The 11,467-nt window shown below is 58.8% G+C and carries 10 protein-coding genes; 5 read left to right on the top strand and 5 right to left on the bottom strand.

The window, feature by feature from the left end; all coding sequences use genetic code 11:
- Window positions 1-223 precede the first annotated feature (223 nt).
- Together BLQ98_RS14355 and BLQ98_RS14350 are read left to right on the top strand one after the other, a co-directional pair.
- On the top strand, window positions 224-1,879 hold the full coding sequence (locus BLQ98_RS14355) for an FAD-binding dehydrogenase (protein WP_093733993.1): 1,656 nt from the start codon (window positions 224-226) through the stop codon (window positions 1,877-1,879).
- A 52-nt stretch (window positions 1,880-1,931) separates the two neighbouring features.
- Window positions 1,932-2,963: a YeiH family protein gene (locus BLQ98_RS14350; protein WP_093733992.1), complete on the top strand. Its 1,032-nt coding sequence runs from the start codon at window positions 1,932-1,934 to the stop codon at window positions 2,961-2,963.
- Window positions 2,964-3,035: 72 nt separating this feature from the next.
- On the opposite strand, the gene BLQ98_RS14345 is transcribed toward BLQ98_RS14350, so the two are convergent.
- Window positions 3,036-4,043 (bottom strand): glycosyltransferase family 32 protein, encoded by a 1,008-nt coding sequence (locus tag BLQ98_RS14345; RefSeq protein WP_093733991.1) that lies wholly within the window; start codon window positions 4,041-4,043, stop codon window positions 3,036-3,038.
- Between the two features lie 106 nt (window positions 4,044-4,149).
- On the bottom strand, window positions 4,150-6,438 hold the full coding sequence (locus BLQ98_RS14340; protein ID WP_335754937.1) for a glycosyltransferase family 2 protein: 2,289 nt from the start codon (window positions 6,436-6,438) through the stop codon (window positions 4,150-4,152).
- Window positions 6,439-6,585: 147 nt separating this feature from the next.
- On the opposite strand from BLQ98_RS14340, the gene nthA reads away from it, so the two are divergent.
- The 3 genes from nthA to BLQ98_RS14325 are packed head-to-tail and all read left to right on the top strand — an operon-like array spanning window position 6,586 to window position 8,188.
- Window positions 6,586-7,206 carry a nitrile hydratase subunit alpha gene (nthA, locus tag BLQ98_RS14335; RefSeq protein WP_093733990.1) on the top strand — a complete coding sequence of 207 codons (621 nt, stop codon included), beginning with the start codon at window positions 6,586-6,588 and terminating at the stop codon, window positions 7,204-7,206.
- Window positions 7,203-7,865, top strand: coding sequence for a nitrile hydratase subunit beta (gene nthB, locus BLQ98_RS14330; protein ID WP_093733989.1), 663 nt, complete (start codon window positions 7,203-7,205; stop codon window positions 7,863-7,865). The genes nthA and nthB overlap by 4 nt, the downstream gene beginning before the upstream one ends.
- Window positions 7,862-8,188 (top strand): nitrile hydratase accessory protein, encoded by a 327-nt coding sequence (locus BLQ98_RS14325; protein WP_093733988.1) that lies wholly within the window; start codon window positions 7,862-7,864, stop codon window positions 8,186-8,188. Before nthB ends, BLQ98_RS14325 begins: the two co-directional genes overlap by 4 nt.
- A 65-nt stretch (window positions 8,189-8,253) precedes the next feature.
- Here BLQ98_RS14325 and BLQ98_RS14320 read toward each other — a convergent pair whose 3' ends face one another.
- From BLQ98_RS14320 to BLQ98_RS14310, 3 genes are all read right to left on the bottom strand, one after another.
- Entirely contained in the window at window positions 8,254-9,564 is a 1,311-nt protein-coding gene (locus BLQ98_RS14320) for a TRAP transporter large permease (protein ID WP_093733987.1), read from the bottom strand.
- Entirely contained in the window at window positions 9,564-10,109 is a 546-nt protein-coding gene (locus tag BLQ98_RS14315; RefSeq protein WP_093733986.1) for a TRAP transporter small permease, read from the bottom strand. The genes BLQ98_RS14320 and BLQ98_RS14315 overlap by 1 nt, the downstream gene beginning before the upstream one ends.
- Before the next feature lie 95 nt (window positions 10,110-10,204).
- Window positions 10,205-11,356 (bottom strand): C4-dicarboxylate TRAP transporter substrate-binding protein, encoded by a 1,152-nt coding sequence (locus tag BLQ98_RS14310; protein WP_093733985.1) that lies wholly within the window; start codon window positions 11,354-11,356, stop codon window positions 10,205-10,207.
- Window positions 11,357-11,467 lie beyond the last annotated feature (111 nt).

Below are 11,467 nucleotides of genomic sequence, written 5' to 3'. Positions count from 1 at the left end.
GGTGGCCTTGCGACGTTACGGCAGAACCGTTTTCTCATAGGTGAATCGACCCATGGCGGGTACACCGGAAAGCAACTGTAATTTTCTAAGATGTCTTGGGAGGGATCGTCGTGGGAAATCCGATCTTTGGCCTCGTGCCGTTTGGCGGCTGTCGTTTGGCGGGTCGCATCGAGCCTGCTGACATGAAGGACCGCCGTCTAGGTAATCCTGTGGGGGGCTTTGCATGAACACGTCGGATGTTATTATCGTCGGCGGCGGGTTGGCCGGTCTGGTCGCCGCAGCCGAGCTGGCAGATCGCGGTAAAAAGGTCATTGTCATCGATCAGGAACCCGAAGCCTTTCTGGGCGGGCAGGCATTCTGGTCTCTTGGCGGGCTGATGTTGATCGACAGTCCCGAACAGCGCCGGATGGGCATTAAAGACAGCCGCGAACTGGCGCTGCAAGACTGGATGGGGTCGGCGCAATTTGACCGGCCCGAAGATGCATGGCCGCGCAAATGGGCCGAAGCCTATGTCGATTTTGCTGCGGGTCCGATGCGCGGCTGGCTGCACGATATGGGCATGCGGTGGTTTCCTGTTGTGGGGTGGGCAGAACGCGGCGGCGGCTTTGGTTCTGGCCACGGTAATTCGGTGCCGCGCTTTCACCTGACGTGGGGCGTTGGGCCCGGAACACAGGCACCGTTTGAACGCCGCGTGCGCGAACATGAACAGGCAGGGCGGATCACTCTGAAGTTCCGGCACCGCTGTTCACATATCATCATGGAAAATGGTGCAGCTGTCGGCGTCTCGGGCGAGGTGCTAGCGGCGGATACGGCTGCGCGCGGACACAAGACCAACCGCGATATCGTGGGCGATTTCGAACTGCGAGCACCGTCGGTGGTGGTGACCTCTGGTGGGATCGGCGGAGATTTCGATCTGGTGCGCAAGTCTTGGCCCATAGACCGGCTTGGCCCTGCCCCCAAAGAGATGGTCGCCGGTGTGCCCGCCCATGTCGACGGGCGCATGATTGCCATCAGCGAAGCCGCTGGCGGCAGGCTGATCAACAACGACCGGATGTGGCACTATACCGAAGGGGTGAAAAACTGGGACCCGATCTGGCCCAACCACGGTATCCGCATTCTGCCGGGTCCCTCGTCGATGTGGTTCGACGCGAGGGGCAACCGGTTTCCCGCGCCATCGCTGCCGGGGTTCGACAGTCTGGGGTCTTTGAAGATGATCCTCGACACGGGCTTCGATTATTCGTGGTTCATCACGACGCAGAAGATCGTGAAGAAAGAATTCGCCCTCTCGGGATCAGAGCAGAACCCTGATTTCGCGGATAAAAGCTGGGTCAAAGTGGTGCAGCAGCGCATTTTGAACAAGGCCGCGACATCCGCCGTCGAAGCCTTCAAAGAACACGGCGAGAATTTCGTTGTTGCGCAAACGTTGCCCGAACTGATCGCCAAGATGAACGGTATGGAGGGCAATGATCTGCTTTCGCCCGATAAGATTGAGGCCGAGATCAAGGCGCGGGATATGCAGGTCGACAACAACTTTAGCAAAGATGCGCAGATCATGGCGATCCATGCGGCGCGGAACTATCGCGGCGACAAACTCCAGCGCACGGCCAAACTGCACAAGATACTCGACCCGGCAAACGGGCCATTGATCGGGGTAAAGCTGAACATCATCACGCGCAAAACTCTGGGCGGGTTGCACACCAATCTGGACAGCCAGATGCTGGATGCCTCGGGGGTGCCGATCCCCGGACTGTTTGCCGCCGGAGAGGTCGCGGGTTTCGGTGGCGGTGGGTATCACGGCTATAATGCGCTTGAAGGAACGTTTCTGGGGGGCTGCATCTTTTCTGGGCGCCAAGCCGGACGGGCAGATACGATCGCTTGATGGCTTGGATCGGGTGATATCTAAGGGGGTGTAGATACGATACAGGTACCCCATGACCGAAACCTCCCCTTCCGCCCGTGCCCTTGCAAGCCGTCCGACGCAGTCCATCTGGCCCGGCTTGCTGCTGGCCGCCATGATTGCGGGGCTGGCGTTCGTGCTGCGGTTTGTGCCGGGGCTGGGGATGCTTAGCCCGTTGATCCTTGCGATCCTTTTGGGGATGACCCTGCGCAATACCTTGGGCACGCCCGAGGCCGCGCAGGCCGGGATTGCCATCAGCATGCGGCTGGTTTTGCGGGCGGGGATCATCCTGATGGGGCTACAACTGACCTTGGGGCAGGTGGCACAGGTCGGCTGGTTGGGCGTAGCGGTGATCGCGCTGTCGCTGGTGCTGACTTTTGGGTTCACAATCTGGCTGGGGCGCGTGCTGCGCGTGGATGCCAAGCTGACACAGTTGATCGCGGCGGGGACGTCGATCTGCGGGGCATCGGCGGTGATCGCGACCAATACGGTGACCCGTGGCCGCGACGAAGATGTCGCCTATGCGGTGGCCTGCGTCACAATCTTTGGCTCGCTTGCCATGATCTTGCTGCCTTTAACCGAAAGTTGGTTTGCATTGGGTCCGCGCGGCTTTGGCCTATGGGCCGGTGCATCGATCCACGAGGTCGCACAGGTCGTCGCAGCCGCTTTTCAACGCGGTGACGAGGCTGGTCAATTCGGCACCATTGCCAAGCTGACGCGGGTGATGATGTTGGCCCCGATGATCCTATGTCTGGGGGTCTTTGCCGCGCGGCGCCGTGGGGGGCAAAGCGGCGGGGGCAAAGCCCCGATCCCGTGGTTCGTCTTTGGGTTCATCGCGATGGTTGGCGTTGCCTCGACCGGCTGGGTGCCGGAGGCGGTGTTGGACCCCGCGACCGGCGTTACGCAGTTTCTACTGGCGATGGCGCTGGCCGCGATGGGGCTGGAAACCGACCTGCGCAAGCTTGCCGCAGCGGGGCTACGTCCGGCCTTGCTGGGGGCGGGGGCTTGGGTCTTTATCATGGGGATCAGCCTTGGGCTGATTGTTCTGACGGGGGCCGCAGGATGACATTTGATCAGCTACGCATCTTTGTGGCCGTGGCCGAACGCGGGCAGATGCCCCCGCGGTCCTTGCAGCGTATTACTTTTGGGGCGTGAACAGCATCGCGGCGTCATTAAGGATCGTATCGCGGCAGGTCTTGACGAATTGCTTGTCGACAAGGTGATCGCGTGAGATTTTGCTGATGGAGGCCTTGCCTTGCAGCGCCGCGAGCCCGATCTGTGCCTTGAAAGCGGGATCATCCACCGGCGCCTTGGAGACTTTTACCTTTGCCGGAATAGGCGCGTCTTGGGGGACGATCGCGTGCTTCGCGATCAGCCCATCCATAAAGCTGCCGGACTGGGGTGTGTTGTTCTCTTTTTCCTCAAGCCGCGGTTTCATCCGTCGGGCCCAAAAATGCACCCCGCGTGTGCGTTCTGTCAGCCGCTCTTCGATGTTGAACTTGGACAGGATCATGTGATTCCTGTCGGGAAACGAGATCGGGTAAAACGCGGTTTCGGGTTCCGCGTGGTCTATCTCACCGGTTTCTTTCAGGAAATGCGTCACCGAGGCAGGGCCGGTAAAGCCCCATTCCTGCGCTGTCATATGGACGGGTTGGCCGGCGTCACGCTCTTTTTCCAGCTCGCGTTGCTGCCAAGGTTTGAGCCAAGGCGCGATCGCATATTCATCGGTAAAAAAGTCGAGCAGTCCCGCCAGAGTTTTCGAATCCGACGGCAACCCCAGCACTGCGTTGCACACCAGCCCCGGCTTTTCCCAGCCAAAGACAAACGAGCTGTCAAAGTCGAATGGGCGGTGACAATACATATCGGCATCAACCCAGATGCAGTCCGTCTTCAGCAGCAGGTGCAGCCGCCACATATCGGCATGGATCGCGGGGCTGCCGGTGCGCGCATGTCGCAGCATCGGTTCTGCCGGATAAATTTCCTCGGCGTCGCCTGCGTGCACACCGTCCGGCAGGTTATCAATCGGCCCATAGCTATAAAGCGTGACGTGGTGGCCATTGTCCGCAAAGGATTTCAGGCACAGCTGTTCAAGCCAGGACAACCGCCCGCCGATCCAGAGAGACGCGATTTTAGGAAGTGTTTTCATTGGGCAAACATCACATGTTATCCGAGACTTGACTAGGGGTTCGGTATCGTACCGAAAAGGTTCAGAACAAAGGCATAGGTGCGGCGTGATTTAGGCCAGCTTGATGTTAGTGCTGGGTCTCTTCCTCCCGCTCGACGGTAAAGGCCCAATCGTCGCCCTGTTTGCGCGCCACGACCTCGTCCGGGACAGTGCCGGGGCCCTGCAAAAAGACATTGGCCCCGAAATGCGCGTGCAAGGTCGATAGTTTTTCCATGCGCGGGCTGGTCAATTCGGCATAGAATTTTGAATAGTTTTCGGTTGCCCGCAGTTCCGTGATCTTGCGGCGATGGCAGGCTACAGAATGTTCGTGCGCTGCCGCGATGTCCGCATCTTCCAGCAGTCGGGCGAGCTCTTCTTTCATGCGCGGCAAACGGGTCTGGATAGACTGTTCGACCTCGGCGTTGTTATTCATGCGAAACCAGTAGGCAAGACCCTGATCACGGTCGACGTGGTTCACCCTTCCGCGGTCGCGTTTCACCAAGAAGCTTTCGGCAGAGCGCACAGCATAGTGGTTCAACTGCACCAGATCATAGCCGTAGGTGTCGACCGTAGAGCGCCACCCGTTACGGTACATATCGCGCGGCAGTGGTTGACCGGACCCGTTGACCCAGTTGATCTCTTTCCACAGCTGAGATTTCAGCCCCTTGGGGCGATGCACGCCGAGCTTCTTGAAGATGCCGGTATTCTGGAACAGCGTCTTGAAACCCCATGCCTGATGCGGCTTGCGTGTGTGTTCGGGCGCGCATCGCTGGAATTGTTCGGTTATGGGCGTCGGCTGGAACGCGTGCACATCGCCGTTGCCGAACAAGCGCCATGTCATCGCGATCATATTTGCATTTTTGGTCGCGGCAAAAAGCGCATCAAGCGTGCCGTCGCCGCATTTGATGTTCACGAATTCATCCACGTCGATGCAGGTCACCCAAGTGGCGTTCTGAATGATCTTTTCTTGCTCAGCCGCCTGCAGGGCCGCGTGCTGCGGCTTGAGATTCACTTTCTGGAAGGGATTGTCGCGGTGTTGAACGATGCCTTTTTCCTGTAGCAGGTCCAACATCGTGTCGGTCCCATCGGTGCAGTCGTTGGTATAGATAATAAAGTCGTCAAACCCGATAGACCGATGAAAAGCGAGCCATTCAAGGATAAAGGGGCCTTCGTTTTTCATGGTCGTCACGATGGCGCAGCGCCCGCGTGCCTTGGCAGGGGTATCGATTTCTATTTCAGGCATGCGTACGGGGGCGTGGTCCCACAGCTTGGCCGCTTGATCTAGCAACTGGGGATGCTCGACCAGAGACGTTTTGGGCACAATTTTCGAGATAGACGGCGTCGGATGACGCAACGCCATGTAGCGGTAAAAACGGATCGTGCGCGACAAATCCGGTGTTGCATTGCCCACCCGCACAAGGCGCCATACCGATCCTTCGGGGGCGTGATGCGGTGCGATGCACCAACGGCGACGTCCTGATGCGGTGTCGAATTGTACGCAGGTATGATCGCCAAATGTCGCATCGTCGTCATTGCGCACGCGCCATGGATAGCAATGCTGGCCGATCAATTCGATCAGGCCATTTTCGGCCCCGACGGCCGCATCGAACACTGTGGTCTTGGCGGGGGGGATCAGGTCATGCACATCAATGTTTGCTACTGCACGTGCATCGCCCAGAAACCGGTCGCGGATGATTTCGTATACTGACATCGCGCCCAGGGGGCTGGTCCAGGGGTCTGCCGGCGGCACCTTCATGCGATCTTTGCCGGGGGCTTCGGGCACATTAAAGGGATGCGCCTCGGCGGGGGCGTCGGGTTTGCCAAGCGGTATATCGGTTGTGAGGAGCACCACATCGCAGCCAAGCTGTCGGGCGGTGATGCCAGCTTGCAGGTTTTTGGCGAATGCATCGCCTTTATCGGGGCGACTTCGGTCAAGGATGACCGCCGAAGTCATACGGTGATAGGTTTCATGATGCGCTAACCAGTCGAGAACGACCGCCGCACTTTCGCCATTGCGCACCGCAGCCAGTGCATTGGCATCGCGATATTCTGAGCGTTCGACGGCGCTGCAAGCGAGCAGCACCTGTTTTTGTCCTGCAATATCAAAGCGCGGCTCCGCCCCTCGTGGCAGCGCATAGCTTAACACCGCTGCCCCGCCGACAGATTTCGTGCCCAGCAGGGCCGACCCGTCGGGCGGGGTCACAAGCTTGGGCGAAACGGACGCGTCAAAGAACAAGGTCACATGCTGTGCATCGTCGACGTCTTGAATGACTGCATCAAGCAGGGAGAACTTTTTGAAATGGCACCCTGCCATTTTGCGCCGGATCACTTTGCCAATCACATGAGCACCTGACTTTTCAGCAAAAAATAGCGTCACCGCTACGGAAACCTACTCTAGGCCGGTGCGCAATTCAACCTCGTGCGGGCAGGCGCTCAGCCTGTTTTGTCGGGCCATTGCGCTTTGCAATTGCTGCGTTCGCTCGTAACGTGAAGGCGACGCACGCGGGTAAAGGGGGCCGGCCAAATGACATCCCATGATCACGACCACGACCATTCGCATCTGACAGAGACGGAGGCGCGGGTAAGAGCGCTCGAAAGTCTGTTGAGCGCCAAAGGGTATATCGACAGCGCCGCTGTTGACCGGATTATCCAGACCTACGAGACCAAGATCGGGCCGCGCAACGGGGCGCATGTGGTGGCGAAATCCTGGGTTGAGCCCGAGTTCGAGGCGTGGCTGCGGCGCGATGCCTCTGCGGCGATCCATTCGCTTGGCTATCATTCCCGTCAAGGGGAACACATCGAGGCAGTGTTCAACGCTGACGATGTGCATCATCTGGTCGTGTGCACGCTGTGCTCTTGCTATCCGTGGTCGGTTTTGGGCCTGCCGCCGACGTGGTATAAATCTCCCCCCTTCCGGTCGCGGGCAGTGATCGACCCGCGCGGCGTATTAGCCGAGTTCGGCCTGACCCTCGCCCCGACGACGCGGGTGGAGGTGCACGATTCAACAGCTGAAATACGCTATCTGGTGATCCCGCAGCGGCCTGAGGGGACGGAGGGTTTGACGATGGACCAACTGGCTGAACTGGTGACCCGCAATGCGATGATCGGCACGGGACTGGCACGCGCGCCGCAGGTGGCGTCATGAACGGCGGGGCGGACCTTGGCGGGATGATGGGGTTTGGCCCCGTCGCACCCGAGGCCGATGAGCCGCTGTTCCACGCCCCGTGGGAGGCCCGCGCTTTGGGCATGGTCGTCGCACTTGGGGCCTGCGGGCAGTGGAATATCGATGCTGCGCGATCCGCGCGTGAGGATATGCATCCGGGCGATTATACCCGCACGCCTTATTATGCGATCTGGCTGAAAGCGGCCAAGCGGTTGATGGTGGAAAAGGAGATGCTCACCGAGGCTGAGATCGCCCAAGGCGTACCGCTGATCGCTGCAACCCCGATCAAGCGCAGGCTTGCGGCTGAAGATGTGGACGCGATGCTGTCTGCTGGCGGGCCTGCAGATCGTCCCGAACAGGGAGAGCCCGCTTTTGCCGTGGGCGATCAGGTCAGAACGATCAACGATCATCCCACGACCCACACCCGCATGGCGCGCTATGCCCGTGACAAGGTGGGCACCATCACCAAGGTGCACGGGTTTCACGTCTTTCCCGACAGCAATGCGCAAGGGCAGGGCGAAGATCCGCAGTGGCTGTATCAAGTGGCGTTCTCGGCGCGCACGCTTTGGGGTGCCCAGGGGCGCGAGGGGGACAGCGTCACACTGGATCTGTGGGAACCTTATCTGAGGACCGTATTATGACCTTGCCCGATCTTTCGCTTTTGCCAGACATTGCACTGGCTGGAAACGAGCCGGTCTTTGAGGAACCGTGGCAAGCACAGGCCTTTGCGATGGCTGTCACTTTGCATCAATCCGGTGCCTTCACATGGGCCGAATGGGCAAAAGCGCTGACGGCAGAGGTTCATTCAGGCGTCGAGCGGGATTATTATCAGCATTGGCTGTGCGCATTGGAAAAGATCGTCGCGCAAAAGCAGTTGGCGTCGGCATCAGAGCTGGTGGCCTGTAAGGACGCTTGGCACGAAGCAGCGGCGCGGACACCCCATGGGCAGGCCATTGCACTTTAGCGTCTTGGTCGTCCTCGCTTTTTAACACATCCCGGCGCAGGAAACCCCGCGCCGGGATGTTTGACTTAGCGGCCTACCCAGTCTGGCAGGAACATCACGATATCAGGCATCGCAATCAGCGCTGCAACGATCAGCAGATCGACGATGACGAACCAGAAAACGCCCTTAAAGATCGTGGACAGCGATGCGGTATTGCCGACGACGCCTTTGATCACGAAGACGTTCATCCCCATGGGCGGCGTGATCATCCCGATCTCGAGCAGTTTGACCAGAACCACACCGAACCACAGCAGGCTATAGCCGGTCTCTTCGACGATAGGCAAAACGATGGGCAGGGTCAGCAGCATCGCGCCAACCGGTTCCAGCATCATGCCGAGCGCGAGGTAGACGCAGACGATGCCGATCATAATCAGCAGCGGCGCAGCGCCAAAGCCAAGGATCGCATCCGACAGCGCATCACCGATACCCGACAGCGCCAGAAAGCGTGTCAGCAGGCTGGCACCAACGGCGATGATCAGCAGGGCGGCAGTGGTGGTCAGCGTTTCCGTGATCGCCATGCGCAGGGCTTTGAAGGTCAGCGTTCGGTATAGCAGCGCGACGATGGTCGACAGCATCGCGCCGATAGCGCCCGCTTCGGTGGGGGTGAATGCCCCGCCAAATAGACCCGCAAAGACGCCGATCACGATCAGCAGCACTGGCCAGGTCTGACCTAGGGCTCTGATCTTTTCGGCCCGTGTCGCGCTGATCTGCACCGGAGGGGCCAGTTGAGGGTTCAGTTTAACCCGCACGATGATCAGCAGGATATATGCGATAAGCGTGATCACACCGACGACGAGACCACCAAGAAACAGTGCACTGACCGACTGGCGCGAGATAATGCCATACAAGATCATCAGGATCGAGGGCGGGATAAGCGCACCGATGGTGCCCGCAGCAGCGACAGTTCCCGTTGCGAGTTCAGGGCTGTACCGGTGGCGCACCATCTCTGGCACGGCGATTTTACCCATCGCGGCGGAACAGGCGACCGACGAGCCGGTCACAGCAGCAAAGCCCGCGCAACCAAAGACCGACGCAATGGCAAGACCACCCGGCAGACCCGAAAGCCATATCTGTGCGGCGTTAAATAGCCCTTGGGTCAGCCGCGTATGGTAGCAGATGAACCCCATAAACAGGAATGCGGGGATTGAGCTGAGCACCCAGGAGTTGGCAAAGCTATAGGGCACGATCCCAAGGCTGCCCCAAGCGATGTTCCAGTTGAACATGGACCAGAGCCCGCCAAAGGACACCGCGATCAGCGAAATGCCAATCGGGATACGCATCAAGATCATCGCCAGCAGGATCGCGATAAAGATGCCTGCGATTTGTAGTTCAGTCATTATGCGTCTCCGCCGGCTAGATAGGGGTCTTCAACTTTTAAAGCGTTCAACCCGTGCGGGCGGCCCGTCAGGTGACAAATGAATTTCCACGCGGCGACGATCGACATCAGGCCGAAGCCCAGAGGCAGCGCCAGATAGGTCGGCCATGTGGTCACCTTGCCGCCTGCTTCGATCGAATAGGACCCGCCGATAAACTTCGCCAAAGCTTCGTCGCCGGTGCGGATCGCGACGGTGGCGGTCACGATGCAGGTCAACAGCAGGGCAAGCCCCGCGAGAAAGCTTTGCACTTTGGTTGGGAATTTTTCGACCAGCAGTTCAACCGCGATATGCCCGTCGTTTTGTTCGACAGCGGCAAGCGGTAGAAAGGCGATCGCGACCATGTAAAAGGCCGAGACATAAAGGATGGTAGAGTTCAACGGCGTATCGAACGCAAAGCGCATGACCACGTCAACTGTGACATGGGTGACCAGCATCAGAACAATGATACCAGCCAGCGAAGCGGTCAATGTGATCACCGCAGAGATCACTGACGCGATAAGTTTCATCGGAGTATCCGTTTGCAAGAAGGGGACGTTGGGGGTGCCATGCGCAAGGTGCACGGCACCCCCGTTGTGATCAGCAGACCGAGGTCTACTGCGGCTTACTGAGCGTAAGTCGCAGGGTCCACTTTGGAGATCACTTGATCCCAGATCAGCGTTTGCAGATCGTCCGAGCTTTCGACGTCTTTCACCAGATCGTTCCATTTGGCCAGTAGCGGCTCAAAGTCCGACGCGATCTCGTCTGCACGTGAGACTTCGTAGGTGTCTTTGAACAGGGCCGACACGGTCTTGAGGTCATCGCGCGAGAATTGCTTTACCGCAGCAAGCAGTTCGGCGTCGGGCTTGTGGATGTTGATGCCTGCATTGCGCGAATGTTCAATGGCGGCGCTGTCATCCGTATAGAAGTTCCATGTGGTGTCTGCGGTCATGTGGCTTCCGCCCCACAGCATCGTCTCGCGGGCTGTGTCATCCATGGCTTTCCAACGATCCGCGTTCACGTTCGCCGAGGAAACACCCGCAAAGACCCCACCGGGAACGGCAAGTGTGATGTCGGTGACGACTTCGTGCAGGTTATAGTTCGTCAGTTCAGGTGCGGACAGCATGGCACAATCGATGATGCCCTGATCCAGCGCTTCATATGCTTCGGAGACGGGCAGACGCACACCCTGAGCACCGAAAGCTTCGGCGAAACGTACGAAACCCGCACCACCGGCACGCAGACGCAGACCGTTCAGATCCTCGACCGACGTTACTTTGACGTCTTTACACAGCAGGTTGTACAAGGGCGTCACGCCGCCGCCGGTATAAACTTGGTTTTGCGCTTTATATTCGTCCAGACACTCGGGGCATTTGGTGAAGGTGTATTCGACCATAGCACCGGTAAACGCCAAAGGCTCTTTGCCGGTGGGGTTTTCCACGAGGTTCACCAGCAGGTTCATTTCGTGCAGGAAAAGGTTGGTGGAATATTCCGCAGGATAATAGGGCGGCAGTACAAAGCCGACATCGGCCAGACCGTCGCGTACACCCGGCGATGTTTCAGGCAAGCTGAGCAGAGACATCGCAAAGCCGGTTACGTCGATTTCGCCGTCGGAGCGTTCAGCTACTGCTTCGGCATATGCGTCAACCGCGAGGCCAATGGCAGAGTTGTTCGGATAGCCGTAGGCAAAGTTCAAACGCTCTTTCGCGCTTGCTTGGCCACTGATGGCAACAGCAGCGACCAATGCGGTGACTGCGACGGATGATTTATAAGTCATGTATGTCCTCCCAAACATAATTTGTCAGCTCTCATAGCCCCGCGATGCGTGTGGCCGAGCCCTTGATTTTCGGTACCCTGCAGACCGACCATTCCCGCGATCTGCCCTGCC

This window comes from Sulfitobacter litoralis, from assembly GCF_900103185.1.
Classification (GTDB): Bacteria; Pseudomonadota; Alphaproteobacteria; order Rhodobacterales; family Rhodobacteraceae; genus Sulfitobacter; species Sulfitobacter litoralis.
The sequence above is the reverse complement of the archived record's forward strand: the minus strand, read 5'-3'. Positions and strand labels throughout refer to the sequence as shown.

Coding starts and splice junctions, on each gene's coding strand:
- BLQ98_RS14355 (WP_093733993.1), top strand. CDS start 224: ATGAACACGTCGGATGTTATTATCGTCGGCGGCGGGTTGGCCGGTCTG.
- BLQ98_RS14350 (WP_093733992.1), top strand. CDS start 1,932: ATGACCGAAACCTCCCCTTCCGCCCGTGCCCTTGCAAGCCGTCCGACG.
- BLQ98_RS14345 (WP_093733991.1), bottom strand. CDS start 4,043: ATGAAAACACTTCCTAAAATCGCGTCTCTCTGGATCGGCGGGCGGTTG.
- nthA (WP_093733990.1), top strand. CDS start 6,586: ATGACATCCCATGATCACGACCACGACCATTCGCATCTGACAGAGACG.
- nthB (WP_093733989.1), top strand. CDS start 7,203: ATGAACGGCGGGGCGGACCTTGGCGGGATGATGGGGTTTGGCCCCGTC.
- BLQ98_RS14325 (WP_093733988.1), top strand. CDS start 7,862: ATGACCTTGCCCGATCTTTCGCTTTTGCCAGACATTGCACTGGCTGGA.
- BLQ98_RS14320 (WP_093733987.1), bottom strand. CDS start 9,564: ATGACTGAACTACAAATCGCAGGCATCTTTATCGCGATCCTGCTGGCG.
- BLQ98_RS14315 (WP_093733986.1), bottom strand. CDS start 10,109: ATGAAACTTATCGCGTCAGTGATCTCTGCGGTGATCACATTGACCGCT.
- BLQ98_RS14310 (WP_093733985.1), bottom strand. CDS start 11,356: ATGACTTATAAATCATCCGTCGCAGTCACCGCATTGGTCGCTGCTGTT.